The organism is Streptomyces sp. CA-111067, assembly GCF_050956065.1.
In the GTDB taxonomy this organism is placed as follows: domain Bacteria; phylum Actinomycetota; class Actinomycetes; order Streptomycetales; family Streptomycetaceae; genus Actinacidiphila.
In genome coordinates, this window is record NZ_CP192103.1 from 4,138,119 (window position 1) to 4,164,620 (window position 26,502).

A 26,502-nucleotide genomic window follows, 5' to 3' on the forward strand; every position below is an offset into this window, starting at 1 on the left:
GGGCAGGCCGGAGGGGCCCCGCCTGTCGTCGGTGGGGCCCCTCCGGGGGGAATCGAGTGGGGGTTACGCCACGTCGAAGCGGTCCGCGTTCATCACCTTGGTCCAGGCCGCTACGAAGTCGCGGGCGAACTTCTCGCTTGCGTCGTCGCTCGCGTAGACCTCCGCCACTGCCCGCAGTTCGGAGTTCGAGCCGAAGACCAGGTCGTTGCGCGTGCCGGTCCACCGCACCTCGCCGGAGGCGAGGTCGCGGCCCTCGAAGAGCGACTGGTCGGCGTTCGTGGACTTCCACGCCGTGCCCAGGTCGAGCAGGTTCGCGAAGAAGTCGTTGGTGAGGGTGCCGGGGGCGTCGGTGAGCACGCCGAGCTTCGAACCGTCGTAGTTCGCGCCGAGCACCCGCAACCCGCCGACGAGCACGGTCAGTTCGGGCGCGCTCAGCCGGAGCAGGTTCGCCCGGTCGAGCAGCAGGTACTCGGCCGGCAGCCGGCTGCCCTTGCCGAGGTAGTTGCGGAAGCCGTCCACGGACGGCTCCAGCGCGGCGAACGACTCCGCGTCGGTGTGCTCGTCGGTCGCGTCCACCCGGCCCGGGGTGAACGGCACCTCGATGTCGTGGCCCGCGTCCTTGGCGGCCTTCTCGACCGCGGCGGAGCCGCCGAGCACGATCAGGTCGGCCAGCGACACCTTCTTGGCCCCGGAGGCCCCGTTGAACTGCTGCTGCACGCCCTCCAGGGTGCGCAGCACGGTGGAGAGCTCCTCCGGGTTGTTGACCTCCCAGCCGCTCTGCGGCTGGAGCCTGATCCGGGCGCCGTTGGCGCCGCCGCGCTTGTCGCTGCCCCGGTACGTCGAGGCCGACGCCCAGGCGGTGGAGACCAGTTGGGCCACCGACAGACCGGAACCGAGGATCTTCGCCTTGAGGTCGGCGACGTCGGCCGCGTCGATGCTCTCGTAGTCCGCGACGGGCAGCGGGTCCTGCCACAGCAGCGTCTCCGCCGGCACCTCGGGGCCGAGGAAGAGCGACTTCGGGCCCAGGTCGCGGTGCGTGAGCTTGTACCAGGCGCGGGCGAACGCGTCGGCGAACTGCTCGGGGTTCTCGTGGAAGCGGCGCGAGATCTGCTCGTAGACCGGGTCGAAGCGCAGCGCCAGGTCGGTGGTGAGCATGTTCGGCGCGATCTTCTTGGTGGCGTCGTGGGCGGAGGGCGCGGTGCCCTCGCCGGCGCCGTCCTTCGGCTTCCACTGCTTGGCGCCGGCCGGGCTCTCGGTGAGCTCCCACTCGTAGCCGAAGAGGTTGTCGAAGAAGTTGTTGCTCCACTGCGTGGGCGTGGTGGTCCAGGTCACCTCAAGGCCCGAGGTGATGGTGTCGGCTCCCTTGCCCGTGCCGTGCGTGCTGTGCCAGCCGAGGCCCTGCGCCTCGATCGACGCGGCCTCGGGGTCGTCGCCGACCGCGTCCGCCGGCCCGGCGCCGTGGGTCTTGCCGAAGGTGTGGCCGCCGGCGATCAGGGCGACGGTCTCCTCGTCGTTCATCGCCATCCGGCGGAACGTCTCGCGGATGTCGCGGGCCGACGCGATCGGGTCGGGGTTGCCGTTGGGGCCCTCGGGGTTGACGTAGATCAGGCCCATCTGGACGGCGCCGAGCGGGTTCTCCAGCTCGCGGTCGCCGGTGTAGCGCTGGTCGTCCAGCCAGGTGGTCTCCGGGCCCCAGTAGACGTCCTCCTCGGGCTCCCAGACGTCCACCCGGCCGCCGCCGAAGCCGAAGGTGTCGAAGCCCATCGTCTCCAGGGCGACGTTGCCGGTGAGCACCAGCAGGTCGGCCCACGACAGGCTCTGGCCGTACTTCTTCTTGACCGGCCACAGCAGGCGGCGGGCCTTGTCGAGGTTGGCGTTGTCGGGCCAGCTGTTCAGCGGGGCGAACCGCTGCTGGCCGGCGCCGGCGCCGCCGCGGCCGTCGCTGATCCGGTAGGTGCCCGCGCTGTGCCACGCCATCCGGATCATGAACGGGCCGTAGTTGCCGAAGTCAGCCGGCCACCAGTCCTGGGAGGTGGTGAGCAGCTGCGCGATGTCCTGCTTGACGGCGGTGAGGTCGAGGGCCTTGAACGCGGCCGCGTAGTCGAAGTCCTCGCCGAGCGGGTTGGAGACGGCGGGGTTCTTCGCGAGGATCTTCAGGTTCAGCCGTTCCGGCCACCACTCGCGGTTTCCGCCACCCTGCGTCGGGTGCGGGGCGCGCCCGTGCGCGACGGGGCAGCCGCCGGCGGCCTCCGGCTGCTCGTCCGTCTTCGCGTCTACGACGATTGCATCATGGTTCTCAGACATGGGAATCCTTCTTCCGGCTTCCGGACCAGGGCGGATCACGGGGTTCGGCAACTGCGGACGATCGGGGTGGGGCGGTCGTGCGGTGCGGCGGCGGTTGGCTGTCGCCGGAACCGATCCTACGATGGACGGAGTCCAAGTCAAGAAGCGCACCAATTGCGTATCTCGTCGGAATCCGGACGACCACTGGTAATCTCGGGTGTCCCACGGACCTGAAAAGGTGAACCCATATGAGCGACCTGCTGGAGCGACTGCGTGGCCGTGGCTGGCGGATGACCTCCCAACGGCGGGTGGTCGCACAGGTCCTCGACGGCGACCACGTCCACCTCACCGCCGACGAGGTGCACGCCCGCGCGGCCCGGCGGCTGCCCGAGATCTCCCGGGCGACCGTCTACAACACGCTCGGTGAGCTGGTCTCGCTCGGCGAGGTGATAGAGGTCACCACCGACGGCCGCGCCAAACGTTACGACCCCAACGCGCACCACCCGCACCAGCACCTGGTGTGCTCCGGCTGCGGCACCGTCCGGGACGTCCACCCGTCGCACAGCCCGCTGGCCGATCTGCCGGCCGAGGAGCGCTTCGGGTTCACGGTGTCCGAGGCTGTGGTGACGTACCGGGGGCTGTGCCCTTCGTGCGTGTGAGCGCTTCCGGTTCCGACGGTTCGGGGTCGTTGCGGCCGTCGCCGGACCTCCCGCCGGTGGCGGGCCTGTCGCGCAGTTCCCCGCGCCCCTTGGGATGACCGGGGCACGTCGCTCGCGAAATCGCACGGACCCGCGAGGGGTGAACATCCGCTGATCTCGACGTGACCAGGGCCACGCGTGGGCAGAGGGTTGTCATGCGAGGGGACGCCGGGCCGAAGGACGTGCCGCTTCATGTGGCGTGTGTGATGGACGGGAACGGCCGCTGGGCCCAACTGCGGGCGCTGCCGAGGACGTCCGGGCACCAGGCGGCCGAAGCCCCGGTGATCGACGTCATCGAGGCCGCCAGGACGGCGGGCGTCCGGTGGCTGAGCCTGTACGCGTTCTCCACCGAGAACTGGCGCCGCCCCGGCAGCGAGATCGACTTCCTCATGCACCTGATGCGCCGGGTGGTGCGCAAGCACGCCCCGCTGCTGCACGCGCGCGGCATCCGCTGCCGCTTCCTCGGGGTGGCCGACCCGCGCATCCCCGCCCCGCTGGCCCGGGACTTCGCCGACCTGATGACGCTGACCGCCGGCAACCGGGGCATGACGCTGACGGTGGCGTTCGACCACGGCGGACGCCGGGACATCGTCGAGGCGGCCCGCTCCCTCATCCGCGACGGGGTGCCGGCCGACGCCGTCGACGAGCAGCTCTTCGCCGCGCATCTGCCCTTCCCGGACACACCGGACGTGGACCTGGTCATCCGCACATCCGGCGAGCAGCGCATCTCCAACTTCATGCTCTGGCAGGTCGCTTACGCCGAGTGGATCTTCCCGCCGGTGCTCTGGCCGGACTTCCGCGCGCCGCACTTTCTGGAGTGCCTGCACACCTACCGGCAGCGGGGGCGCCGTTTCGGCGGCGTGCCGTCACCCTCGCCGTCGCTGCCGCCGTCGCCCTCGCCGTACGTGAACGGAGAACCACGCCCGTGACCGAGACCCGGACCGGCGCGCCCGCCGCACAACCCGGTGAACTGTTCGGCCCCGACTCGCAGTTCCACCGCTTCTTCAACGATCCGCGCTGGGCGCTGGCCATGGTGCGGGCCACCGTCCTCGAAGCCGCGCACCCGCAGATCGGTGCGGCGCTGATCGACAACTCCACGTTCGTGGCGCACCCTTGGCGGCGGATGCGCAACACGCTCGTCAGCCTGCAACGGATGTTCGGCCCCGACGAGAGCGTCCGGCAGCGGGAGGCGGCCCGGCTCAACCGGATGCACGCGCGGATCAACGGCACCGACGAGCGGAGCCGGCCGTACGACGCGATGGACCCCGAGGTCCGCGGCTGGGTGGTGGCGACGCTCTTCGAGAGCTCGGTGAACATGTGCCGGGTGGCCGGACAGCCCCTGGACCGGGACTCGATGGAGGCGCTGTACGCCGAATTCCGCGCCTTCCACGCGGCCCTTGACGGTACGGCCGGCCAACTGCCGCCCGGGCTGCCGGAGTTCTGGCGGTACTACGACCGGATGGTCAACGAGGAACTGGAGAGCACCGAGGCGCTGCGGATCATCCTCTACCGGCTCTTCGACCACCTCCCGGCGCCGCCGCTGCTCGACGGCCTGCCCACCGTGTGGGCGGCGGGCCGCGCGCTCGCCGGGCCGGTGATCGGCGCGATCACCGTGGCGTCGCTGCCCGAGCCGTTCCGCCGCCGGGCCGGGCTGCCCGAGATCCCGGGCGCGCAGGTGCTGATGCAGGGCGCGTACACGGCGGCGGGGCTGGCCCGCTTCCTGCCGGACCACCTGATCAGGACGGAGTCGCTGACGCGGCTGCTGTATCAGTCGCAGGTGCTGGCGCCGGAGCCGCCGGCGGGGCCGTCCGCGGGGCCGTCCGCGGGGCCGTCGACCGGGGACGGCGAGCCGCGGGACGCGGCGCTCGCGGCGCTGCGCGGGCAGATGAAGCGGGCCGGCGCGCTGTTCCGGCTGGTCACGCCTTTCCCGGCGCAGCGCGGCCCGGCCGAGGACTCCCCCGCCGGGGACGTCCGGGCCGCCCCCGCCGAGGGGCCCCGGTGGAGCGCGGACGAGTTCTTCACGGCCGTCCTCGACCAGACCGGCGACGGCTACCTCGACTGGCCCGATCTCGCCGCCATGGCACGGGAATTGTCCTCCCGGCTCGACCTGGACGAGCCCGCCGAGACCGCGCTCTACACCGCGTACGCCGCCTGGTGGCGGGAACTCCAGGCGGCCCTGGACACGGACGGCGACGGCCGGATCAGCGGCCCCGAATACGCCGCCGCCGTCCCCTCCCTGGCCGGCCCGGCACTGATCAGAGTCGCCGAGGCACTCTTCGACGCCACGGACGCCGACGCCGACGGTTCGATCGACGCGACCGAATACCGCGCGCTCTTCCGCACCGGCTTCCACCGCACCATGTCCTCCGCGGCCCCCCGCTACACGCGCACCGCCTTCATCCAGGACTTCCTCTCCTTCATGTCCGGCCGCCGCCACTCCACCTCCTACGACCCGCTACTGGCCGGGTCTTAGCGGGGCTGCCGGCGCCGCGGCAGGGGTTACGGCGGGGGTTCGTCGCGCCTCAGCCTTCTCGGCGACGCCGATGCCGCCGAGCAGGAGGAGCGTGTACCAGACCACGAACACGGGAAAGGCCGGTCACTAGTCGGCGGTTACCGTGCGGTCACACCACGGATGCGCGCTGCGGATCGACGGGGTTGATCGCCTGTTCGTCGAAGCGGCTCTCCAGTGCCTCCAGGCCGGCCTCGTGCCGGAAGTCCTTCTCCGCCCCGGTGATCGGCAGCAGCCACAGGATGCGGGCGTGGGCGCCGTCGCCCCACGTGCAGAGCTCGAAATCCGGCCCGAAGGGATACGGCAGGCTCACCAGGTAGTGGTCGCAGGGCGAGTCGTCGAGCCATGGCCTGCCGATCGTGACCGTGTGTCCGACGTCGAGTCGTTGGTGGGCCGGGCCGCAGTGGTAGTACGCGTTCACGGTGGCGCTCTCCAGGTTGAGCCACTCGTCGCGTGGCGCCGCGAGGACGAACTCGACCCCGTGGCCTTCGTGTTGGGTCGACTCCCAGCACCCGGACGTCACGTGCAGCCACCAGTCGCCCGGGTGGGCGGGGTGGACCCGGAGCACCTGGAATCCGGGCGCGCGGTTGTCGATGCGCGCGTCGATCGCCGGGAGCTCGTCGATGACGCGGGCGGGGAATCTCTCGCGGAGATGACCGAGCAGCGCGGAGCGGGCGGAGGGGTGCGGCACCCGGTCATCATGCCCGAGAGCGGCGGAGGCGGGACTAGTCGGGTTGGGGGAGGCCCAGGAGGTCGTGGCCGGCGCGGCGGACGGTGGTGCGGACGGTTTCCGGGTCGTCCAGCTCCGCGGCGGACAGGGCGCCGTCGTGGAGGAGGACCAGGACGCGGCCGGCGTAGGCGGGGTCGGGGTGGCCGGCCAGGGACGCCAGGTCGGTGACCGTCTGCTGGAACCAGGCGCGGTGGTCGGTGATCGCCTCGCGGACCGGGTCGGACGCGTCGGGGTACTCGGCGGCCGCGTTGATGAAGTGGCAGCCGCGGAAGCCGGCCGCGCAGGTCACCTCGCCGATCAGGTCGAGCACCGCTGACACGCCCCGGGCCGCCTCGCCGCGCGCGACGGTCTCGGCGACGGCCGCGCGCAGCCGGTCGTCGGTGGCCCGCAGGTAGGCCACGACCAGGTCCTCCTTGGCCGGGAAGTGCCGGTAGAAGGTGGCCCGGGTGACGCCCGCCTCGGTGACCAGCCGGTCCACCGGCACGGTGTGGATGCCCTCGGCGTAGAAGAGCCGGCTCGCGGTCTCCAGCAGGCGTTCGCGCGGACTCGCGGCGGCCGCGGAAGCCGCGGCGGGCACAGAAGGCACGGCGGCGGTCTCAGGCATGCGTCCAGTGTAGAGACAGAACGTTCTGTTGACACCCGCCCCTGCGGTCCGTAGCGTCGAAGGCAGAACGAATGTTCTGTCTATCTCTTGTCCACCCGCTCAGCCCACCCCCGGGAGAACCCCCGTGTCCCATTTCTCGACCTTCATCGAGCGCAACAAGACCTTCGCGGACACCGACGCCAGGCTCGCCGTCCCGCCGATCCCCTTCGTCCCGTTCCAGCAGACCTTCGTGATCACCTGCATCGACCCCCGGGTGGAGCCGGCCGCGATCCTCGGTGTCGGGCTCGGCGAGGCCATCGTGCTGCGCTCGGTGGGCGGCCGGGTGACCCCCGCCGTCCTCCAGGACGTGGCCTGGATCAGCCATCTGCACGAGGCGAAGACGCCGGACGCCGACTGGTTCGACCTGGCCGTCATCCACCACACCGACTGCGGATCCGCCCTGTACGCCGACGACGACCTGCGGCACGACTTCGTCACCCGCGGCGGGTACGACGACCGGACGATCGCCGCGCTCGCCGTCGTCGAACCGGCCGCCACCGTCCGCGAGGACGTCGAACTGCTGCGCGCCTTCACGCAGTTGTCGTCCCGGGTGCGGGTCTCCGGCCACACCTACGACCTGCGAACGGGCCTGCTCACGACCGTCCTCGCCTGATCCGCCGGGCCGCCGACCGTCCGCCTTGCCGCACCGGCGCCGCGTCGGCCGCCCCGCTGCCTGCCCCTGCCGGTGGTAGCCAAAGCAGGGTGTGGCCCGGTTCCGCGCGCCCCGGCAGGCTCGTCGGCAGGACACAACGACCGCACGACCAAGGAGTGCACCACCATGGACCAGCTCGAAATCGGCGACGTGCGGATCGGCCGGGTGGTCGAGTTCTCCGGCCCCGTCGGCCTCACCACCGAGGGGTTCTTCCCCGGGTCTGACCCGGGGGTCTGGCAGGAGAACCGGGACTGGCTCGCGCCGCGGTTCGTGACCGCCGCCGACGACCAGGTGCAGACCGCCGTTCAGACCTGGGTCGTACGCAGCGAGGGCCGGACGATCCTCGTCGACACCGGCCTCGGCAACGGCAAGGAGCGGCCGTACGTCCCGGTGTGGTCGCACTACGACAGCGACTACCTGGCCGACCTCGCGGCGCTCGGCGTCGCACCCGGTGACGTCGACCTCGTGGTCAACACGCACCTGCACCTGGACCACGTCGGCTGGAACACCCGGCTGGAGGGCCGGGAGTGGGTGCCGACCTTCCCCAACGCCCAATACCTCGTGCACCGCGCCGACTTCGACTTCTGGAACCCGGAGGGCGACGCCACCCCAGGCTTCGGCCGCGGCAACCAGAACGCGTTCGAGGACAGCGTGGCGCCCGTACAGGCCGCCGGACAGCTCCAGTTGTGGGACGGCGAGCGCCACCGGATCGACGGCAGCCTGGTGTTGGAGCTCGCCGCCGGGCACACCCCGGGGTCGGCCGTGGTGACCCTGGACTCGAAGGGCGAGTCGGCGGTCTTCGCGGCCGACCTGCTGCACAGCCCGCTCCAGGTCTCGCACCCCGAACTCGCCAGCTGCTTCTGCGAGGACCCGGCCGCGGCCCGCACCAGCCGGGACCGGCTCCTCAGCCACGCGGCCGACCGCGGCGCGCTCATCCTCCCGGCCCACTTCCGCGCCGAGGGCGCCGCCCGCATCGGCCGCAAGGACGACGCCTTCACCATCACCGAGTGGGCCGCCTTCGCCTGAGCCCTCGACGCCGGACACGGGCCGGGCCGCGCCCGGTGATCGGCCCGGGGGCGTCAGAGCGCGGCGTTCAGGCGGGTGTGCTGGGACGGGGTCAGGCGCAGGGAGACGCCCGCCATCGCCTCGTCCAACTGCTCGACCCTGCTCACGCCGACGATCGGCGTGGCGGACGGGGACTCGCCGGTCAGCCAGGACAGCACCACCTGGTTGCGGGTCGCCCCCGTCTCGGCGGCGACCTCGTCCAGGGCCGCGAGGCGGCGGGTGGTGCCGGGGTGGTCGTACTCCGGGGGGAGTGGCTTGTCCGGGCGGGTGTAGCCGCCGCTCAGCAGGGGGGTGTACGCCCACAGGGCCATGTCCTGGTGCTGCTCCAGGTAGTGCAGCACCTCGTCGGTGACGGCCCCGAAGCGGTGGGACACGCTAGGCCGGGTACCCGGGCGCGGGCGCAGGTAGGAGTACTGCTGCTGTACGGCGGTGAAGCCGGTGCCGCCGGCCGCGCGGGCGATCTGCCGGGCGCGATCGACCTGCCAGGCCGGGTAGTTGGAGCAGCCGAGCCGGCCGACCGTGCCCGCGGCGACCAACTCGTCGAAGGCGCCCACCGTTTCCTCCAGCGGGGTGCCGGGGTCGGGCATGTGGGCCCAGTACAACTCGACGTGGTCGGTGCCCAGTCGGCGCAGGCTGCCCTCGATGCCGTTCTTGACGGCGGCGGCCGACAGCCCCTCGGCCGTCTCGGGGAACCGGCCCGCCTCGGCGGGTTCGCAGCCCACCTTCGTACTGATCCTGACCCGGTCGCGGACGCCCGGGCGGCTCGCCAGCCAGCGGCCGAGCAGCGCCTCGCTCTGGCCGCCGAAGCCGGTCGGGTCGGCCCAGAACGCGTAGCAGTCGGCGGTGTCGATCCAGACGCCGCCGGCGTCCACGAAGTGGTCCAGGATCTCGAACGACCGGCGTTCGTCCTGGACGGTGCCGAACAGCATGGCGCCGAGTACGAGTTTGTCTGTCATGCGCTTCACGCTAGGCGCGTTCGGTTCGGCGGTACGCTCCAATGCCGTGGCGGTTTCCCAGACCAATTTCGCGTGGGCGACGCTCCTGGCCGTCCGAGCGACGGGGTCGGCGGGCGCCCCGAACCGCCGCCTGCACGACCGCCTCGCGCAGGCGCTGCGCACCGCGATCCGCGACGGACGGCTCCCGGAAGGCGCCGCCGTGCCGCCCAGCCGCGCCCTCGCCGAGGAACTCGGCTGCTCCCGCTGGGTGGTGACCGAGGCGTACGGCCAACTCACCGCCGAGGGCTACCTGTCGGCCCGGGTCGGCTCGGCCACCCGGGTCGCCTGGTCACCGCGAACGGCCCCGCCGCGGCCCACCGCGCCGAGGGCCCCGGCGCCGCCACCCGTCCGGTACGACCTCGCGCCCGGCCTGCCCGACCTGCGGGCGTTCCCGCGCCGCCGCTGGGCGGAGGCGGTACGGGCGGTCACCGGTTCCGCCGTCCACTACGACCTCGGGCTGCCGGACCCCGCAGGGCACCCGGAGTTGCGCGGCACCCTCGCCCAGTACCTGCGGCGCTCGCGCGGCGCCGACGCGCACCCCGGCTCCGTGACGGTCTGCGCGGGCGTCACCGACGGCCTGGTCCGCGCCTGCCGGGCGCTGCGCGAGCGGGGCATCGCCGACGTGGCCGTGGAGGACCCGGGGTGGGGCCGGCTGCGGACCGCGGCGACGAGTGCGGGCCTGCGGGTCCACCCGGTGCCGGTGGACGGCGACGGCCTGCGCGTCGGCGGCCTCGCCCGCACACCGGCCAGGGCCGTGATCGTCGGCGCCGCCCACCAGTTCCCCACCGGCGCGGTGCTGTCGCCCGACCGCCGGGCGGGCCTGGTGCGGTGGGCCCGCGAGGTGGACGGCTTCGTCATCGAGGACGACTACGACGCGGAGTTCCGCTACGACCACCACCCCGTCGCCGTCATGCAGGGCATGGACCCGGGCCGGGTCTTCCTGCTCGGCTCGGTCAGCAAGACGCTCTCCCCCGCGCTCGGCCTCGGCTGGCTGCTGGCGCCCGCCGCGCTCGCCCCGGGCCTGCGGGCGGCGAACCCGGTCGCCGCCGCGCCGCCGGTGCTCGACCAACTCGCGCTGGCCGCGTTCATCGACCGGGGCTGGTTCGACGCCCATCTGCGGGCGGCCCGGCGGCGGTTCCGCGCCCGCCGCGACCTGCTGGTCGGCACGCTCGCGGGCGAGTTGCCGCAGGCCCGGGTGTCGGGAACGGCCGCGGGCCTGCACGTCCTGCTGCACCTCCCGCCCGGCGCGGACCCGCGCGCGACGGTCCGCGCCGCGGCGGCGGCCGGCCTGCGTCTTTCGGACCTGGACGACTACCGGGTGGCACCGTCGCCGGACCCCGCTCTCGTCCTCGGCTACGGCAACCTCACCGACCCCGAGATCGGGCCGGCCGTAGCGCTGCTCCGGGACGCCCTGCGGTAGCCCGCGACCGGGCTCCGGACCCGAAACCAGCCGGTCAGCCGCCTGCCCGCGCCCCTGGCAGGGCGCTGAGGGGGACCCGTACGGGTGGGGTCAACCCCCGTACCGACACGGGGACTTGCCTCATGTTCGGGGCCGATCACCCCTCGTAGGTTCCTTCGCACGGACCACTGAGAGGGAGCCCCTGATGAAGTACCGCAGCAAGATCGCAGGTGCGGCCGTCGTCGCCGCTGTCGCCGTCGCACTGCCCGCGACAGCCACGACCGCCACGGCGGCGGGGAGAAGCGACGGGGCGCGCCACAAGGAGGCGTCGGTGTTGCAGCAGGACCTGGACGCGGTGGCGGCCGGCGGCCCGACGAGCGCGCTGGTCGAGGTGAAGGGCGCGGGGCGGCGGACCGTCCGGGCCACGTCCGGGACGTCAATCGCCGGTACGCACAAGCCCGTTGACCCGGCGGGGCTGTTCCGGGCCGGCAGCGTCACGAAGGCGTTCGTCGCCACCACCGTCCTCCAACTGGTCGAGGAGCACCGGTTGGGGCTGGACGACCCGGTCGACCGGTGGCTGCCCGGACTCGTACCGGCCGGCGACCGGATCACCGTACGGGAGCTGCTGAACCACACCACCGGCCTTTACGACGTCACCGACACGCTGCCGCTGAGCCCGCCCACCGCGTTCCTGCCGATCCGCTACCGGACCTGGTCCACCACGGAGTTGGTGCGGCGCGGCACCGCGCAGCCCGCGCTGTTCGAGCCGGGCCAGGGGTACCACTACTCCAGCACCGACTACCTGGTGCTCGGCCTGCTGGTCGAGCGCGTCACCGGCCACTCCTACGCCGACGAGATCACCCGCCGCATCCTGCGGCCGCTGGGCATGTCCGACACCTCGCTGCCCGGCACGGACCCGCACATCCGCGGCAGCCACGCGCACAACTACATCCCGGACGGCACCGGCGGCGTCGTGGACATCACCGAGATGAACCCGTCCGTGATGAACGCGGCCGGCGAGCTGATCTCCAGCGCCGCCGACCTCAACACGTTCACCAGCGCCCTGCTCGGCGGCAGGCTGCTGTCGCCGCCGCTGCTGCGGGAGATGACGACGGTGTCGGCGCCGTCCGAGACCGGGCTCGGCCTCGAACCCGTCGAACTGCCCTGCGGGGCAACCGCCTACGGCCACGACGGGGACGCGCTCGGCAGCTCGACCTGGGCCTTCGCCACCCCCGGCGGCCGGTCCGTCACCCTGTCGGTGTCCTGGGGCACCGGCCGTCCGGCGAAGGCGGCGGTCACCAAGCTGCTGGACGACGCGCTGTGCGGCGGGTAGCCGTACGGCCCGGGGGACGACGCCAACTCCCCTACTCCTGCTTGCCGTAGAGGCGGAGCGTGATCGGCGCGCACAACAGCGTCAGGGCGGCGGTCGCCGCGAGCGACCAGGCCACCGCCCCACCGGTGTTACCCGTGTCGTTCATCAAGTCCCGTGCTGCGGTGGCGACATGGGTGAGGGGGTTGACGTTCACGACGGCCTGGAGCCAGCCGGGCATGGTGCTCGGCTGGACGAAGATGTTGCTGGCGAACGAGAGCGGCATCAGGACGGCGTTGGCGATGCTCACGACCACGGCCGCGTCGTGGATGAGCAGCGCCACCACCGCCCACAGCAGGGACAGCGACAGCCCGAACGCGATGACCAGCGCGACCGCGGCCAGCACGCCGGGGGCGCCGCCGGCCGGGCGGTAGCCCATCGCCAGGCCGAGGAGGACCACGATGGCCGACGCGAACAGGTAGCGGGCCGCGTCGCTGAGCAGCCCGCCGACCACGAACGAGCCGCGCCAGACCGGCAGTCCGCGGAACCGGTCGAAGGCCCCGCTGCGTACGTCCTGGGCCAGCCGGGCGCCGCCGTACATGGTGACGATCGCGATGCTCATGCTGAGCACGCCCGGCAGCAGCGACGTGAGGTAGTCGCCGGTCGAGCCGCTGACCGCGCCGCCGAACAGGTACGTGAACAGCACGGTGAACAGGATCGGGATGGCGGCGGAGTCCACGAGCTGCTTGGGATCGTGCTTGATCTTGAGCATCGCGCGTCTGCCGAAGGTGGCGGAGGCGGTGAGCGGCCCGGCGCGGCGGCGGGTGCGGCCCGCGGCGAGCAGCGCGTCGATCGGGTCGGCGCCGGGCGCGGCGGGGTTCGTGACGGGGGTGGTGACGGCGGGGGTGGCGGCTGCGGTGCTCATACGGTCAGTTCCTCGCGGTTGTCGGGGCCGGGGCCCGCCTGGTGGCCGTCGGTGGCGGGTCCGGCGCCGGGGCCGTCGGGACTGGTGCCGGGGCCGGCTGCCGCGTCTGGCGTCGCCTCCCGGCCGGTCAGGGCGAGGAAGACCTCGTCCAGGCTGGGGCGGCCGAGGGACAGGTCGGCGATGCCCACCCCGGCGTCGGCGAGCCGGGTCGCCGCCCGTCCGATCAGCCGGCCCACGTCGGCCCGGTCGGCATCCGGCCCGGCAACGTCCTGCCCGCCCCCCGTCCGGCTGGTGAGCAGCATCGACACCGCCAGCGGATCGGCGCCGGCCGCCTGGACCGTCCCCTCCAGCGCGGCGGCCAGGATCCGCAGCGCCTCCGGGCGCTGCGCCCCGTCGAGCAGCCGCAGGTGCAGCGTGTTCGAGCCGACCCGGGACTTGAGCTGCGCGCTGGTGCCCTCCGCCACGATCCGCCCGCGGTCGATGACCGCGATCCGCTCGGCGAGCTGGTCGGCCTCCTCCAGGTACTGGGTGGTGAGCAGCACGGTGGTGCCGACCGCGGCGATCCGGCGGACCAGCTCCCAGACCTGGTTGCGGCTGCGCGGGTCGAGGCCGGTGGTCGGCTCGTCGAGGAACAGCAGGTCAGGGGTGACGACGAGGCTGGCGCCGATGTCCAGCCTGCGGCGCATGCCGCCCGAGTAGCCGCTCACCGGGCGGCCGGCCGAGCCGGTCAGGTCGAACGCGGCGAGCAGGTCTTCGGCGCGGCGCCTGGCGGCGGACCGGGACAGGCCGTGCAGCCGGCCGAGGACGAGCAGGTTCTCGTAGCCGGTCAAGTCCTCGTCCAGGGAGGCGAACTGGCCGGTCACCGCGACCCGGGCGCGGATCGCGTCCGCGTCCGTCAGCACGTCGTGGCCGAGTAGCCGGGCGGTGCCGCCGTCCGGTCTGGTCAGGGTGGCGAGGATGCGGATCGTGGTGGTCTTGCCCGCGCCGTTGGGGCCGAGGAACCCGAACACCTGGCCGCGGCCGATCGTGAGGTCGATGCCGTCCAGCGCCCGGTGCTCGCCGTAGACCTTGACCAGGCCGCGCGCCTCGACCGCCGGCCGGCCTCCGGCCTCGCTCCCGCCCGGGTGTCGGCTCGCGCCTCCGGCCGGGTGTCGGCTCGCGCCTCCGGCCGGGTGCCCGCTCGCGTTCCCGGCCGCATCCCCGCCCGGGCCTTCCCTCAAGCTTTTCTCCAACATGCTGTAAGAGTTAGTTATCCCTGTCAGCTTGTCAAGGTTAAGCTCGGAGGCATAGCATGGTGACGATGTCCGACACGCAGGAAACCGCCCAGCCGCCCCGGCGCCGCCGCCGCAGATCTGACGCCCGGCGCAGCATCGACGCCATCCTCGACGCGGCCCGGGTCGTGCTCGGCGAGCGGCCGGACGCGAGCGTGGAGGAGATCGCGGTCACGGCCGGGGTCACCCGGCAGACGGTCTACGCGCACTTCCCGTCACGTGACGCGCTGCTCGTCGGCCTGGTCGAGGCCGCGTCGGCCGAGTACGACGCGATGCTCGACGAGGTGGGCCTGGACACCGCGCCGCCCGCCGACGCGCTGGCCGGATTCCTCGACGTCGGCTGGCGGTTCATGGACCGCTACCCGGTCGTGCTGAGCCAGTTGAACCCCACCGCGCCACGGATCCCGCGGCCGGAGAACGATCCGCATGACGTCGTACCGCCGCGGTTGGAGCGGGTCATCCAACGCGGCCAGCAGGCCGGCGACTTCGACGCTTCACTGCCGGCGGCCTGGCTCACCGCCGCCGTCTTCGGGCTCCAGCACACCGCGGCGGAGCAGGTCGTGACGGGACGGATGAGCAGCGAGGAGGCGGCGGCGGTGTGCCTGGAGAGCAGCTTGCGGCTGTGCGGCGGGCGGCACGGCGGTCACGCGGCCTGACGCCGGCCGCGCCGCCCGGTTCGACGTTCCCGCTCCCCGGTTTCTCCCCGGTCTCCCGTTCTGCCGTCAACGCCCCTTGCGCGGACGCACCTTCCGCAGGAGCGAGCGCTTGATCCGCTCCGGGTCGGGCCGCTCGTCGGCGGCATCGTTGCGTACGGCGAGGTTCCGGCGTGCCAGCCGCACCACCTCCGGGTCAACGCCCGGGCAGATCAGCACGATGTGGGCGAGCGGATCGTGCAGCTCCGTGGGCCGTTTGCCGACCGCCTCGGCCGCGCGCAGGTAGCGCTCCGCGATGGCTTCGGCGATCTCCGTGCGGTGCCCGCGCTGCCGCCACGCGGCGACGCACAGCGCGAACGCGGCGGCGTCGACCGTCCAGTCGTCGGGCCCGAACAGCAGCCGCATCAGCAGCGTGCGCCGGGCCGAGCCGGCCCATGGCTCGCCGGTCCGGTGGTGCAGGATGCCGACGCAGACCCATGCCTGGGCCAACCGCTGCCAGTACAGGGGGTGTTCGCGCTGCGCCTCCACCCACTTCTCCGCTCGCGGGTGCGGTATGTGGGCGAGCAGGCCGAGGAGTTCGGCCGATCCGAGCCGGCCCAGGGGCGCGGCGTGCTCGAACGCGAGCAGGGGGTCGGTCCAGAAGCCGGCCGCCACCCGGTTGAGGAGCGCGACGGCCGCCGGCGAGGGCGGTCCGACGGAGGCGGTGGCCTCGGTGGCGTCGGCGCCCTGGTAACTCCACAGCGGCGGGCCGAAGTCCGTCCTGACCGGTTTCCGCGGATCGGGTTTCCGCTGGTGCGGCACCGAGATCGTGACCTGCGGGAAGCGCGCGCGGTGGATGGCGGTCGGTGTCGGCGCCTCGATGGACGACATCTGCGCGGTGCCGGCGCCGACCTGGCCCTGGCCGGACGTCTCGATCCGCGTCCAGTGCCCGAACGACTCGCAGAGCGCCTCGGTCGGCGGGTGGACGACCTGTAGCCAGACGAACCCGGCGCAGGCGCGGGCCAGGCACTTGTGGACGTAGGGCTGCTCCGGATGGGCGAGGGTGAGGTCGACGAGCTGCGTCAACAGGGCGATGTCGCCGCCCTTTTCGGCCGCGCGGCCGCTCTCCCGGCCGGCCCGGTACCGGGCGGCGAGCAGCGCCGCCCGCGGCTTCAGCGCCGGGCCGCCGGCCGCTGACCCGCCGGCGGCCGCCGCGCGCTCGGCCCACCGCAGCGACTGCTCGGTGTCGCCTTGGTCGGCGGTGATGTCCACGAGGTCGAGGAGGAGTTCGGCGTTCTCCGGCGGCATCGCGGCGGCCCGCTGCCACACGCCGATCGCCCGTTCGCTCCGGCCGCCGTCGCGGAGCGCGTACCCGAGCATGATCAGGGTGAGCTGGGTGGCACGGCTGTTGGACCGTTCCCACTCCTCGGCCTTGACGCACCATGCGAGCGCGTCCTCGTACGCACCGAGCCGTCTGGCCAGCGCGGACAGGGTGCACAGGACGTCGGCGCCGACCTCGGCGCGGGCGGCGGCCTTCCGCGCGAGCGCCAGCCACGGGGCCAGCAGCGGTGCGATCTCCGGTGGCGCCGGGTTGTCCACGGCCTCCCAGATGGACGTGACGCACTTGCCGATCGCCAGCAGCGGGACGGAGTCGCCCAGTTCAGGGCTGAACCAGGGCGCGGCGGTCCATGGCTTCTCCGGATGCGCGGCGACCAGTTTCCCGAGCATCCGCAGCGCTTCGGACGTCTCCCCCCGTTCGGCGAGCAGCACGAGGATCGCGGCGGCGTTGCCGGGAGAGATGGTGCGGCCGTCCCCCTTGAACAACTCCCGCGCCGCTTCCGACGATCCGGCGGCGGCGACGATCTCCCGCAGCGCGACGTAGGCGTCCTGAAGCGCCGGGGCAAGAAACAGCGCCCACCCGAGATGGGACGCGGCATGCGCCAGATCCCCGCCGGCCACATACTCCCGGCAGAGCCGCACCTCGTCCGCGGCGCGTTGAGCCCCGCCGCCCGCCCAGCCCTTGACGCCGACCGCCATGCTGCTCCCCCGTCGTTCCCGTCACTGTTTCCCGGCGTCCGGCCCGTACCGATGGAGGGGCCGGCCGGTGACGGCCGCGACGCCCTTGACGTCGCGGTCCCGTTCGCCGTCCCGGTGCAGCAGGGTAAGCCCCCGGGCTCAGCGGTCCCTGAGCAGGTCGCGCGCCGCCGCGGTGAAGGCGCGGACGCGTTCGGTGGCGTTGTCCGCCCGCCACAGCAGGCCCCATTCCAGCGGCGGGGCGTCGCTGAACGGCACGTAGCCGACGTCGGGGCGGGCGTAGTAGCGGCGGGTGTGCGCGCCGACGGGGAAGACGCCGTGGCCCGCGCCGACCAGGGTGAGGATCTCGTTGAGCGTCGAGGCCGCGGGGCCCGGCGGGATCGGCCGGCCGGCCGGGGTGGCGTGTGGTGTGCGGGCGGCGCGGCGGGCCGGCGGCAGGTCGTCCGGCAGCTGGATCATCGGTGCGCGGGCCAGGTCCTCGACGCCGACCGCCGTGCGGCGGGCGAAGGGGTGGCCGTGCGGCACCGCGAGCATCCGGGCCTCGGTGATGAGGACCGGGCCCTGGGCGAGGTCGGCGTCACCGGCCGGGAACGTGTCGAGGCCGACGTCCGCCGTGCCGTCGCGCAGCCGGTCCGCGATCTCGGTGAGCTGCGCCTCGCGCAGCAACACCTCGCATTCCGGGTGCCGTTGGCGGAACAGTGCGCCCGCGCCCGCGAGCAGCTGGCCCCCGGCCGCGCCGACGAAGGCGATCCGCAACGTCCCGGTCAGGCCGCGCCCGGCCGCGACCGCCCGCTCGACCGCCGCGGTGATCTGCTGCCAGGCCGGGTGCACCTCCTCGTACAGCCGGCGGCCGGCCGCCGACAGCTCCACCCGGCGGCTGGTGCGGTTGAACAGCCGTACCCCCAGCCGGCGTTCCAGCGTGGCGACGATCTGGCTGACCCGGGCGGTGGACACGTGCAGGCGCTCGGCGGTGCGGCCGAAGTGCAGCTCTTCGGCGAGGGTGAGGAACGCGTCGAGCTCGCGCCGCTCCAGCACCCGGCTTCCCCTTCCGCCCGTTCGATCCGGCCGCCGCATCGTCAAGCGTGACTTTACGACCCTTGCGCGGCCGGGCATTGATGGGTGCTCCGGTGCGACGGATAGTCGAGGACGTGCCGGCACCGGCACGTCCAACCCCCCTGAGCTGCACAGGAGTACGCCCATGCCCGACGAAACGGCCGCCGTCGTAAGGGAGTTGCGCGACCGCGCGGAGATCGCCGACGCGCTGTACCGCTTCGGCCTCGGCCAGGACCTGAAGGACGCCGGACTCTTCGCCTCGTCCTTCGCCGCCGACGCCGAACTCGACTTCCGCCCGGCCGCCGCCAAGTGGGGCGCGGCGCCGCCGCTGATGGTGGGCCGCGACTCCATCGTCTCCACGATCCTCAGCGGTTTCGAGAACCGCGTCGACACCACCCACCAGGTCACCAACATCCGTATCACCCCGACCGGCAACGGCGACACCGCCCACGTCACGGCCCTGGTGGAGGCCCAGCACCTGCTGTCCGCCGACCCCGGCACGTACGCGCTGCTGAAGAACCCGTACGAGGTGGAGGCGGTGCGGGACGGCTCACGCTGGGTGATCAGGAGGATGCGGATCACGAACACGTGGTTCACCGGCGACCCGAGGGCGATCTTCGGCTGACCACCGGCTTGGCGCCCGCGGCGGGCGAACTCCCGGCTGGCAGCGGGCCGTTCAGCCGAACTCGCTCAACGGCGATGTGACCGCCGTCTCCCACCGCTCCCGGTGCCCGTCCGCCCGCAGCCGGTAGTAAAGGGTCTCCCGGGGCTCCTCGCCGGACGGTCCGGTGTGGTCGCCGGTGTTGTGCGCGAGGAGGTAGTGCGCGAAGAGCACGCTGCCGGCCGGCCCCAACGCCTGCACCGGAGCGCCGAGTTCGACCTTCGGGTACGGTCCCGGCGCCATGTCGTCGATCCGGGTGAGGGCGGCGCCGCCGCGCTCGGCGAGGTACCGGCCGAACCGCAGATGCGTGCCGGGCCACAGCCACAGGTTGCCCCGGCCGGGTGCCGTCTGGTCGGTCAGCCACGCACCGGCGAGCATGGTGAACGTGCCCGGCCTGCCGTCCGGTTCGGTCGGCGTCAGCCCGTCGACGTGCGGGCCGCCGGGCCGGTACGGCCACGGCGGGATCGTGGTGGCCACCTGCACACCCTCCGGCTGCTCGATGCCGAGACCGGACCGTACCAACTGCCCTGCCAGCCCGTCGATCCCCGTCCTGAGGTAGAAGGCGAGCAGCGGATGCCCCTGCCCGTGGAACTGCCGGAAGATGAAGTGCGGCCCGGTGTGCCCCTCGGCGGGGGCCGCTTCGCGAGCATGGCGGCGACGATCCTGCGCCCGGCTTTAGGGCCGGGTGTCCGGCTCGTCGTCGTCCTCTCGATTGAGGACCGTAGCTGTCCGCAAGGGCTCCTAACGTGGTCCATGAGCGGTGGGGGAAACGGGAACCCGCCGGTGGGCAGTAGGACGGAAGGCGCCGACCATGAGTGAGACGACGACCATCGACAGCAAGCCGGTCACCGATGGGGACGGCGGCGGGGCGGTTCGTGGGGAACGGGGGGATCTGCTTGTCGCGCTCGGGAAGCAGCGGCACTTTCTGCGGTTCACCGCGCGCGGCCTCAGTGACGAGCAGGCGGGGCAGCGGACCACCGCGAGCGAGCTGTGCGTCGGCGGCCTCATCAAGCACGTCACGTCCGTCGAGCGCGGCTGGGCGGAGTTCGCCGTGCACGGGCCGTCCGCGATGGGCGACGCGAGCGCCATGACCGAGGCCGACTACCAGCGGCGGGCCGAGGAGTTCCGCATGCTGCCCGGCGACACCCTGGCCGGCGTCCTGGACGCCTACGCCGAGCAGGGCCGCAGGACCGACGACCTGGTCGCCACGCTCCCCGACCTGGACGCGAGCCACCCGCTGCCGCAAGCCCCGTGGTTCGAGCCGGGCGCCCGCTGGTCCGTACGCCAGGTGATGCTGCACATCGTCGCCGAGACCGCGCAGCACGCCGGCCACGCCGACATCATCCGCGAGTCCCTGGACGGCGCGAAGAGCATGGGCTGACCCGCGACGGGGCTCCCGAAGGATCAGATGGTGGTGCGGTAGAAGATCTTGTCCGCCTTGTGCTCGGCGCCGAGCGAGGCGTAGAAGGCGAGCGCGCTCGGGTTGTCGGTGTCGGCGGTCCACTCGATCCGGATGCAGCCGGCGTCGGCGGCGACCTTGCGCAGCTCGCCCATCAGCGCCCGCGCGACCCCGCCCCGCCGGGCGCCGTCGCGCACGTACAGCTCCTTCAGGAAGAGCGACGTGTCCGGCCCGGAGGCCGGCCACAGCAGCGAGTACGAGGCGAGCCCGAGAACCGCCCCCGCACCGCCACCGCCGCCATCCCCCTCGCGGGCCAGCAGCACCGTGGCGACGGGCTGCCCGGAGAACAGCGCGCGCCGGATCCGGACCGGATCCCGGGGCGACGGGTCACCGCCGTAGTGCCCCTCGATCTCGCCGAGCAGGACGGACAGCTCCCCGGTGTCGGCCTCGGTGGCCGGGCTGATGTACATGTCCCTGTTCGCCGCCCCTCACAGTGAAGGCGCCACAGAACCGCCGCGCCGCCCCTTCGTCTCCTCAAGCCCCCAGCACCCTATCCGCGCCCCACCTGCGCGGGAGTGGCGGTGCGGGTGGCGCGCCAGCACAGCGAGCGGAAGGGGAGGTCGAACTCCTCGTCGGCGGGGAGGGACAGGCGGGCGCGGAGGGTGGTCTCGGCCTTCGCCAGGAGGCGGCGGCGGTCCTCCGGGGGAAGCATGATCACGCGGCTGTACGTGCCGAGGAGGGCCGCCGCATCGGCCGGGGTCGTGCGGCGGGTGCAGGTGACGGCGTTCTCCTCGGGGTCTTCGAAGAGCGGGCCGGCGGCGCGCAGGTCCTCGCGCAGGCGCGCGCCGCGGGAGGCCAGGCGCCGGTCGGGGGCCTCACGGGGGACGGCGGGATCAGGGGCCTCGCGGGAGGCGGCGGGATCGGGGGCCTCACGGGAGGCGGCGGGATCGGGGGCCTCACGGGAGGCGGCGGGGCCGGGGGCCTCACGGGGAGCGGCAGGGTCGGGGCGCAGGCCGGCGTACCACTCCGCCACCCACGGCACCGTGATGTCGAGGGTGTTCCAGACGACGCTGAGCCGGCCGCCGGGGCGCAGCACGCGGGCGATCTCGGGGACCGCACGCTCTGGGTCGAACCAGTGCCAGGCGGAGGCGACGACCACCGCGTCGAGTTGGCCGTCCGGGAGCGGCAACTCCTCGGCGGTGCCGTTCAGTACGGTCGCGTCCGGGCAGCGGTCGGCGAGCGTGGCCCGCATCCGGTCGTCGGGCTCCACGGCGACCACCTCGCCCGCCCGTTCCCCGAGCATCGCGGTCAACGTCCCCGCCCCGGCGGCCAGATCGAGCACCCGCCCGCAGCCCTCGGGCACCAGCCAGTCCACCGCCGCCCCGCACGGCGCCGGCCGCAGCCGCGCGTACTCCTCCGCGACCGTCCCGAACGTCCGGGCCCGCAGGCCCCGTTCGCTGTCCTGATCAGCCATACGTGCGTCTCCTGCGGGGCGAAACGGATGAAAGGGCGCGCGCCGCCGAGCTTAGAAGACCACCCGCCACCGGCGTCCGGCGGCCCGCCGCGGAGGCGGGACAGCGCGGGGATTCTCCCTGTCGGATGTCCTACGGAACCGATACGATTCGCTGGCCCTGAACGGCCCTCGTGATCGTCACGGGGCCGGGGCGACGTCTCCAGGGGGGGACCGTATGTCAGAGCTGTCCGGCGGTAAGCCACGCCGCCGCGAGCGTCGTCGAAGAAGAGCGGGTACGACCGCGATCACCGCGCTTGTCACCGGCGCCGCCGTCGCGCTTCTCGGGTGGGTGGGGCCCAGCTACGCCAGCACCGGATCGGCGGGTGCGAAGCCCACGGCCAGTGCCACGTCCGCGGCGCCGCAGCACAAGGCCGCGGCCACCCCGGCGGAGAACCCGCGGCCTGCGGCAACCAGCCCAGCAACGTCCAAGCCCTCGGCGCAGAGCCGTTCGACGTCCGCACCCTCGGCGTCCGGCCCGTCCACGTCCGCACCCTCGAAGTCCACCACCGCCACCTCCGCGCCCTCCGCCGCCAAGGTGAAGTCTCTGCGCGCCAAGGCCGCGGCCCACGCCCTCTCCTCGGCCTCCGCCAAGAACACCCAAGCCACCTCGTGCGGCGGCCCGTTGGCGTTCGACACCGTGCACGCCTGCGCCTCGATCGCCGACGGCGGCAGCGACACGTACACGCTCACCACCACCTCGGCCGACGACCTCCTGACGGTCCAGCTGACGCAGACCGGCGAAGGCGCCGTCACCGGGACGCTCACCGGCCCTGACGGCACGGACACCGGCTGCCAGATCACCAGTTGGTTCGGCCCCGCCGACTGTCCGACCGGCGCGGCCGGTACGTACACCCTCGTCGTCAGCGACGCCTACGACACCAGCGGCTACTCGCTCTCGGTGTCCTCCCTCCAGTCCTCGCCCTGCACCGGGCTCACCGCCTCCCAACTGACCTTCGGTGCACCGGCATTGACCGGCTCGCTCGCCGCGGGTGGCGCGTCCGCCTGCTACGCCCCCACCGGTGGCGGCAGCGGCGACCTGCTGCGGGTGGGCGGCCTGCCGGACGAGCTCGGCGCCACCGTCTACGACGCGAGCAGCACCGAGGTCTGCGACCTCCAGCGCGGCCGCGACACCTGCACGCTGACCGGCACCGCCCCGTACCGGGTGATCCTGCGCGACGACTACGCGCAGGCCGTCACGTACGAGGTGAACCTGAACCGGGTCTCGTACCCCGCCGGTTGTACGACGCTGGCGGCGGCCCCGTTCGGCGACCCGGGCCAGGCGGTCGTGTCGGGCACGCTGCCGGTCGGCGCCGCTGAGTGCCGCAGCCTGACGCTGCCCGACGGATCCGCGCGGGTCTCCGTCGAGGGCGGGGTGTCCAGCAGCGGCAACCTGGTCTGGACGATCTACACCTCGGACGGCCAGCAGGTCTGCGAAGGGATCGGCGACGCCGTCTGCGACAGCCTTCCCGGGGCCGGCACCTACACGCTGCTGCTGGAGAACACCTCGATCTTCGACGCGGTCGTCTACACCGCGGCCGTCATCCCGCTGACCGGTACCAACGGGTGCGCCACGAGCGTGGGTACGGCCTACGACCTGCCGCTGCTGCACCGCACCCTCGCCTCGCCGGTCCAGGTGGACTGCCAGCCCTTCAGCGGCACCGCCGGCGACCGCATCGACCTCACCACGAGCGGCGACGCGGGCGGCGGCCTCGCATCCACGATCGTCGACCCGTCGGGCACGCCGAGCTGTTCGACCGACGCCGGCGACGGCAGCAGCCAGGACGGCTGCGTGCTGACCGGCAGCGGCCCCTACCGGGTGATCACCACCAGCTGGAACGGCTACACCGACGCGTACACCATGCGGATCGCCCGGCTGTCGGACCCGGCGGGCTGCACGCCGCTGGCCCCGCAGACGTACGGCGGCGCGCCGGCCTCCTCGAACAACCCGTGCTGGCTGCTCCAGGTGCCCGCGGCCGGGACGTACGACGTCGGCGGTACGCGGGTCTACCACCAGGACGGCACCCGGTTCTGCGCGGACGGCGCCGAATCCTGCACGTTCCCGGCCGCCGGGACCTACGCCATGGTGTTCCGGCCGAGCTTCCTCGACGACACCCCGTTCACTCCGGTCTTCGTCTCGCACACCCAGGTCAGGGGGTGCGTGGCCACCTCCGACACCGGCTTCACCAGCGCCCCGGTGAGCTTCGACCTGACCGCGGCCGGCCGGCGTGACTGCCTTGTGCTGTCCACCGCATCCGGCAACGGCCTCTACCTGGTGTCCCGTTCGGACGATCCCGACATCGGGGCGGATCCGGTCGAGACGGTGTACGACGTCAAGGGCGTGCAGCAGTGCGACAGCGAATACGCCTTCGACGTCTGCAAGTTGACCGGCACCGCCCCGTTCCACGTGGTGGTGACGGCGCCCGTGCCCGGCCACTACGGGCTGACCGTCCAGCGCACCGCTGACACCGCCGGCTGCGCCGCGTGGCCGCAGTCCGCGTTCGGCGGCTCCACCGGTACGCCGTTCCAACTCACCGCGCAGCAGCAGACCGTCTGCCTGGCCCTCCCCGCGAACGGCCACTCCACGGCGGAGATGTTCGACTACACCGACACCACCAACAAGGTCAACGCGTCCGTGCGGGTGTACGACGCCGCCGGCAACGAGGTGTGCAGCACCGTCGGCAGCTCCACGACCACCTGCCGGTTCACCGCCGGCGTCGGCTACACGGCCGTACTGGTCGGCACCGGCACGGCCGACACCTACCACCTCGTGCACCGCGACGTGTCGTCCACCGCGACCTGCGCCGCGCCCGCCTCGCTGGCGATCGGCGGCCAGTCGACCGACTACAGCTTCACCTCGGCCCTGGACTCCCGCTGCCTGCGCGTCCAGGCCGCCGCCGCTGACAAGCTGTGGCTGTCGGTGCGGACGCCGGACGCCGCCGCGAAGACCGGCGCGGATCTGATCGTCGTGGACTCCACCGGCACGGCCGTGTGCTGGCAGCACGGCGTCGCGTGCCGGGTGACCGGCTCGGCGTCCTACGTGGTCATCCTGCTGGCCTCGGGCTACGCGGGCACGCCGATCGCCGCCCATGTGGACACCTGGCGGATCGGCACCACGGCCGGCTGGGTACCGCAGTGCACGGCGAACTCCCTTTCCCCGGACGGTTTCGGGCCACGCAGCGGCTCCCTCACGCAGACGTCCGCGGCCTTCTGCGGGGTGATGCAGGTCAAGCCGGGGCAGCGCTTCGAGGTCTACGGGACGGCGGCCGGCTCGACGAGCGTACCGGCGCTGGGCCTGTACAGCTCGGCCAACTGGCCCGGCGAGACCATCGACTTCGACTACCAGTGCACCCAGTACAGCCCGGGGTTCCACTACTCGTGCCTGGTCCTCGGCGCCGCCACCCAGGTGGTGTTCGTCATCAGCCCGGGCAACACGCGGCTCCCGGTGCAGTACACCGTCCAGGGCGTGTGCAGCTCCCAGTGCTCGACCGGGCCCAAGGCCGCTGACGTCACGTCGGTCTCCCCGGCCTCCGGGCCGACCAACGGGAACAACAAGGTGGTCATCCACGGCAGCAACCTCACGCTCGGCACCGAGGTGGATCTGGCACAGAACGCCGATCGGCCGGCCGAGTACCCGATGTCGACCCCGGTCTCGGTCAGCGCCGACGGCACGAGCCTGACCGTGCTGCTCAACACCTACGAGGTTCCGGTCGGCACGTACGACGTCGTCCTGGACCTCGCCGGATACTCGCCGGGCACCCGTTCCCCCGGCTACCTGCCGGGCGGCTACACGGTGACGGCACCGAACCCGCCGTCCAAGGGCGGCGGCCCGGCGCACATCACCGACCCCGCGTGGGTCGCCGCGCACCGGCCGAAGACCTGATACGGCAGATCACGAGGGACACGAGAAACACGAGAGATCACGACGCCGGCCCCGGCTCCACCGCGGGGGCCGGCGTCGGCGTTTCCCGGTCGGACCACGTGCCGGCCTGGGCCGCGGTGGTGGCCGCTGACGCGGCGCGGTCGGCGGCCGTGGGGGTGAGGGAGGTGCCCGTGTTGAGGAAGGCGTAGTAGAGGGGGGCGGAGACGGCGGCGATCACCGCGTGGGGGTCGGTGCCGGGGGGGACCTCGCCGCGGGTGACGGCGTCGCGGACGCAGCCCGCCCACTCCTCGATGCGGACCGCGTAGAAGCGGTGCAGGGCCTCGGCGGCCTGGTCGTTGCAGAGGGAGGCGGCGATCAGGGCCTTGAACAGGCGGCTCTGGCGGGGGTCGGTGAGGGTTTTGACGACGAGGCGGGCGTTGGCGCGGAGGTCCGCGTGGAGCGTGCCGTGGTCGGTGCGGGGGAGTGACTGCTCGGCCATGTCGGCCAGCAGGTCGGCGGCGAGGGCGCCGGGGCTGCCCCAGCGGCGGTAGACCGTCGTCTTGCCGACGTCGGCTTGGCGGGCGATCTCGGCGAGGTCGAGGGCTTCGAAGCCGTGGGCGGCGAGGGCTTCGCCCGCGGCGCGGAGGACGGCCTCGCGGACGCGGGCGGTGCGGCCGCCGGGGCGCTGGGCGCCGGGTGGAGCCACGGTTGCGGCGGGTGGCACGTCAGGCATGAGCCCTCTTTCCTTTCCGCGGTGGGTCGCGATACCGGACAGCTTATCGGAACAGGAGTTCCCTTAGCGACGCGACCCATGCTACTGTCCTGTCTTAACGGAACCTCAGTCCCGTTAACCAGATCCCCGAGCAAGGAAG

The 26,502-nt window shown here is 73.1% G+C and carries 24 protein-coding genes; 11 read left to right on the top strand and 13 right to left on the bottom strand.

Annotated features, from left to right (window positions below):
- Nucleotides 1–63: 63 nt before the first annotated feature.
- Nucleotides 64–2,304, bottom strand: a complete 2,241-nt coding sequence (gene katG, locus ACQPW6_RS17895) for a catalase/peroxidase HPI (RefSeq protein WP_433890636.1) — start codon at nt 2,302–2,304, stop codon at nt 64–66.
- A 227-nt stretch (nt 2,305–2,531) separates the two neighbouring features.
- Here katG and ACQPW6_RS17900 point away from each other — a divergent pair, with 227 nt between their 5' ends.
- The 3 genes from ACQPW6_RS17900 (at nt 2,532) to ACQPW6_RS17910 (ending at nt 5,454) form a co-directional block, all read left to right on the top strand.
- Entirely contained in the window at nt 2,532–2,942 is a 411-nt protein-coding gene (locus ACQPW6_RS17900; protein ID WP_433890637.1) for a Fur family transcriptional regulator, read from the top strand.
- A 194-nt stretch (nt 2,943–3,136) separates the two neighbouring features.
- Nucleotides 3,137–3,910, top strand: a complete 774-nt coding sequence (gene uppS / locus ACQPW6_RS17905; protein WP_433890638.1) for a polyprenyl diphosphate synthase — start codon at nt 3,137–3,139, stop codon at nt 3,908–3,910.
- A complete protein-coding gene (locus tag ACQPW6_RS17910; protein WP_433890639.1) occupies nt 3,907–5,454 on the top strand; it encodes an oxygenase MpaB family protein in 1,548 nt (515 codons plus the stop codon). The genes uppS and ACQPW6_RS17910 overlap by 4 nt, the downstream gene beginning before the upstream one ends.
- A gap of 148 nt (nt 5,455–5,602) precedes the next feature.
- Here the strand turns inward: ACQPW6_RS17910 and ACQPW6_RS17915 are convergent, their stop codons facing one another.
- On the bottom strand, nt 5,603–6,181 hold the full coding sequence (locus ACQPW6_RS17915) for a suppressor of fused domain protein (RefSeq protein WP_433890640.1): 579 nt from the start codon (nt 6,179–6,181) through the stop codon (nt 5,603–5,605).
- Nucleotides 6,182–6,215: 34 nt separating this feature from the next.
- The gene (locus ACQPW6_RS17920) at nt 6,216–6,824 is read right to left on the bottom strand and encodes a TetR/AcrR family transcriptional regulator (RefSeq protein ID WP_433890641.1); all 609 of its coding nucleotides are present in this window, start codon (nt 6,822–6,824) and stop codon (nt 6,216–6,218) included.
- 124 nt (nt 6,825–6,948) lie between these two features.
- Here ACQPW6_RS17920 and ACQPW6_RS17925 point away from each other — a divergent pair, with 124 nt between their 5' ends.
- Complete coding sequence (locus tag ACQPW6_RS17925) at nt 6,949–7,476, top strand: carbonic anhydrase (protein ID WP_433890642.1); 528 nt, start codon at nt 6,949–6,951, stop codon at nt 7,474–7,476.
- Between the two features lie 165 nt (nt 7,477–7,641).
- A complete protein-coding gene (locus tag ACQPW6_RS17930; RefSeq protein WP_433890643.1) occupies nt 7,642–8,541 on the top strand; it encodes an MBL fold metallo-hydrolase in 900 nt (299 codons plus the stop codon).
- Between the two features lie 53 nt (nt 8,542–8,594).
- Here ACQPW6_RS17930 and ACQPW6_RS17935 read toward each other — a convergent pair whose 3' ends face one another.
- Nucleotides 8,595–9,536, bottom strand: a complete 942-nt coding sequence (locus tag ACQPW6_RS17935) for an aldo/keto reductase (RefSeq protein WP_433890644.1) — start codon at nt 9,534–9,536, stop codon at nt 8,595–8,597.
- A gap of 46 nt (nt 9,537–9,582) precedes the next feature.
- Between ACQPW6_RS17935 and ACQPW6_RS17940 the strand changes: the two genes are divergently transcribed.
- Together ACQPW6_RS17940 and ACQPW6_RS17945 are read left to right on the top strand one after the other, a co-directional pair.
- Entirely contained in the window at nt 9,583–10,995 is a 1,413-nt protein-coding gene (locus ACQPW6_RS17940; RefSeq protein ID WP_433890645.1) for a PLP-dependent aminotransferase family protein, read from the top strand.
- A gap of 184 nt (nt 10,996–11,179) precedes the next feature.
- Nucleotides 11,180–12,307 carry a serine hydrolase domain-containing protein gene (locus ACQPW6_RS17945; protein ID WP_433890646.1) on the top strand — a complete coding sequence of 376 codons (1,128 nt, stop codon included), beginning with the start codon at nt 11,180–11,182 and terminating at the stop codon, nt 12,305–12,307.
- Nucleotides 12,308–12,338: 31 nt separating this feature from the next.
- Here ACQPW6_RS17945 and ACQPW6_RS17950 read toward each other — a convergent pair whose 3' ends face one another.
- Both ACQPW6_RS17950 and ACQPW6_RS17955 read right to left on the bottom strand, forming a co-directional pair.
- Entirely contained in the window at nt 12,339–13,208 is an 870-nt protein-coding gene (locus ACQPW6_RS17950; RefSeq protein ID WP_433890647.1) for an ABC transporter permease, read from the bottom strand.
- Nucleotides 13,205–14,443, bottom strand: a complete 1,239-nt coding sequence (locus ACQPW6_RS17955) for an ATP-binding cassette domain-containing protein (RefSeq protein ID WP_433890648.1) — start codon at nt 14,441–14,443, stop codon at nt 13,205–13,207. Before ACQPW6_RS17955 ends, ACQPW6_RS17950 begins: the two co-directional genes overlap by 4 nt.
- A gap of 65 nt (nt 14,444–14,508) precedes the next feature.
- Between ACQPW6_RS17955 and ACQPW6_RS17960 the strand changes: the two genes are divergently transcribed.
- On the top strand, nt 14,509–15,135 hold the full coding sequence (locus ACQPW6_RS17960) for a TetR/AcrR family transcriptional regulator (RefSeq protein WP_433890649.1): 627 nt from the start codon (nt 14,509–14,511) through the stop codon (nt 15,133–15,135).
- Between the two features lie 66 nt (nt 15,136–15,201).
- Here the strand turns inward: ACQPW6_RS17960 and ACQPW6_RS17965 are convergent, their stop codons facing one another.
- Nucleotides 15,202–17,148: a tetratricopeptide repeat protein gene (locus ACQPW6_RS17965; RefSeq protein ID WP_433890650.1), complete on the bottom strand. Its 1,947-nt coding sequence runs from the start codon at nt 17,146–17,148 to the stop codon at nt 15,202–15,204.
- Nucleotides 17,149–17,286: 138 nt separating this feature from the next.
- Nucleotides 17,287–18,180 carry a LysR family transcriptional regulator gene (locus ACQPW6_RS17970; RefSeq protein ID WP_433890651.1) on the bottom strand — a complete coding sequence of 298 codons (894 nt, stop codon included), beginning with the start codon at nt 18,178–18,180 and terminating at the stop codon, nt 17,287–17,289.
- A gap of 163 nt (nt 18,181–18,343) precedes the next feature.
- On the opposite strand from ACQPW6_RS17970, the gene ACQPW6_RS17975 reads away from it, so the two are divergent.
- Nucleotides 18,344–18,823 (top strand): nuclear transport factor 2 family protein, encoded by a 480-nt coding sequence (locus ACQPW6_RS17975; protein ID WP_433890652.1) that lies wholly within the window; start codon nt 18,344–18,346, stop codon nt 18,821–18,823.
- Nucleotides 18,824–18,874: 51 nt separating this feature from the next.
- Here ACQPW6_RS17975 and ACQPW6_RS17980 read toward each other — a convergent pair whose 3' ends face one another.
- Nucleotides 18,875–19,336: a phytanoyl-CoA dioxygenase family protein gene (locus tag ACQPW6_RS17980; RefSeq protein WP_433890653.1), complete on the bottom strand. Its 462-nt coding sequence runs from the start codon at nt 19,334–19,336 to the stop codon at nt 18,875–18,877.
- Nucleotides 19,337–19,670: 334 nt separating this feature from the next.
- On the opposite strand from ACQPW6_RS17980, the gene ACQPW6_RS17985 reads away from it, so the two are divergent.
- Complete coding sequence (locus ACQPW6_RS17985) at nt 19,671–20,240, top strand: DinB family protein (RefSeq protein WP_433890654.1); 570 nt, start codon at nt 19,671–19,673, stop codon at nt 20,238–20,240.
- A 23-nt stretch (nt 20,241–20,263) separates the two neighbouring features.
- Here the strand turns inward: ACQPW6_RS17985 and ACQPW6_RS17990 are convergent, their stop codons facing one another.
- The 3 genes from ACQPW6_RS17990 to ACQPW6_RS18000 all read right to left on the bottom strand — a co-directional run bounded on the left by ACQPW6_RS17990 (nt 20,264) and on the right by ACQPW6_RS18000 (nt 22,305).
- Nucleotides 20,264–20,728, bottom strand: a complete 465-nt coding sequence (locus ACQPW6_RS17990) for a GNAT family N-acetyltransferase (protein WP_433890655.1) — start codon at nt 20,726–20,728, stop codon at nt 20,264–20,266.
- 80 nt (nt 20,729–20,808) lie between these two features.
- Complete coding sequence (locus ACQPW6_RS17995; protein ID WP_433890656.1) at nt 20,809–21,732, bottom strand: methyltransferase domain-containing protein; 924 nt, start codon at nt 21,730–21,732, stop codon at nt 20,809–20,811.
- A 339-nt stretch (nt 21,733–22,071) separates the two neighbouring features.
- The gene (locus tag ACQPW6_RS18000) at nt 22,072–22,305 is read right to left on the bottom strand and encodes a hypothetical protein (protein WP_433890657.1); all 234 of its coding nucleotides are present in this window, start codon (nt 22,303–22,305) and stop codon (nt 22,072–22,074) included.
- 1 nt (nt 22,306) lies between these two features.
- On the opposite strand from ACQPW6_RS18000, the gene ACQPW6_RS18005 reads away from it, so the two are divergent.
- Nucleotides 22,307–25,651 carry a hypothetical protein gene (locus ACQPW6_RS18005; RefSeq protein ID WP_433890658.1) on the top strand — a complete coding sequence of 1,115 codons (3,345 nt, stop codon included), beginning with the start codon at nt 22,307–22,309 and terminating at the stop codon, nt 25,649–25,651.
- A gap of 37 nt (nt 25,652–25,688) precedes the next feature.
- Here the strand turns inward: ACQPW6_RS18005 and ACQPW6_RS18010 are convergent, their stop codons facing one another.
- Complete coding sequence (locus tag ACQPW6_RS18010) at nt 25,689–26,363, bottom strand: TetR/AcrR family transcriptional regulator (protein ID WP_433890659.1); 675 nt, start codon at nt 26,361–26,363, stop codon at nt 25,689–25,691.
- Nucleotides 26,364–26,502: the final 139 nt, after the last annotated feature.

What these genes read in the sequence shown, in the direction of transcription:
- katG (WP_433890636.1), bottom strand. Translation starts at nt 2,304, where the DNA reads ATGTCTGAGAACCATGATGCAATCGTCGTAGACGCGAAGACGGACGAG.
- ACQPW6_RS17900 (WP_433890637.1), top strand. Translation starts at nt 2,532, where the DNA reads ATGAGCGACCTGCTGGAGCGACTGCGTGGCCGTGGCTGGCGGATGACC.
- uppS (WP_433890638.1), top strand. Translation starts at nt 3,137, where the DNA reads ATGCGAGGGGACGCCGGGCCGAAGGACGTGCCGCTTCATGTGGCGTGT.
- ACQPW6_RS17920 (WP_433890641.1), bottom strand. Translation starts at nt 6,824, where the DNA reads ATGCCTGAGACCGCCGCCGTGCCTTCTGTGCCCGCCGCGGCTTCCGCG.
- ACQPW6_RS17930 (WP_433890643.1), top strand. Translation starts at nt 7,642, where the DNA reads ATGGACCAGCTCGAAATCGGCGACGTGCGGATCGGCCGGGTGGTCGAG.
- ACQPW6_RS17935 (WP_433890644.1), bottom strand. Translation starts at nt 9,536, where the DNA reads ATGACAGACAAACTCGTACTCGGCGCCATGCTGTTCGGCACCGTCCAG.
- ACQPW6_RS17945 (WP_433890646.1), top strand. Translation starts at nt 11,180, where the DNA reads ATGAAGTACCGCAGCAAGATCGCAGGTGCGGCCGTCGTCGCCGCTGTC.
- ACQPW6_RS17950 (WP_433890647.1), bottom strand. Translation starts at nt 13,208, where the DNA reads ATGAGCACCGCAGCCGCCACCCCCGCCGTCACCACCCCCGTCACGAAC.
- ACQPW6_RS17955 (WP_433890648.1), bottom strand. Translation starts at nt 14,443, where the DNA reads ATGTTGGAGAAAAGCTTGAGGGAAGGCCCGGGCGGGGATGCGGCCGGG.
- ACQPW6_RS17960 (WP_433890649.1), top strand. Translation starts at nt 14,509, where the DNA reads ATGTCCGACACGCAGGAAACCGCCCAGCCGCCCCGGCGCCGCCGCCGC.
- ACQPW6_RS17965 (WP_433890650.1), bottom strand. Translation starts at nt 17,148, where the DNA reads ATGGCGGTCGGCGTCAAGGGCTGGGCGGGCGGCGGGGCTCAACGCGCC.
- ACQPW6_RS17975 (WP_433890652.1), top strand. Translation starts at nt 18,344, where the DNA reads ATGCCCGACGAAACGGCCGCCGTCGTAAGGGAGTTGCGCGACCGCGCG.
- ACQPW6_RS17985 (WP_433890654.1), top strand. Translation starts at nt 19,671, where the DNA reads ATGAGTGAGACGACGACCATCGACAGCAAGCCGGTCACCGATGGGGAC.
- ACQPW6_RS17990 (WP_433890655.1), bottom strand. Translation starts at nt 20,728, where the DNA reads ATGTACATCAGCCCGGCCACCGAGGCCGACACCGGGGAGCTGTCCGTC.
- ACQPW6_RS17995 (WP_433890656.1), bottom strand. Translation starts at nt 21,732, where the DNA reads ATGGCTGATCAGGACAGCGAACGGGGCCTGCGGGCCCGGACGTTCGGG.
- ACQPW6_RS18010 (WP_433890659.1), bottom strand. Translation starts at nt 26,363, where the DNA reads ATGCCTGACGTGCCACCCGCCGCAACCGTGGCTCCACCCGGCGCCCAG.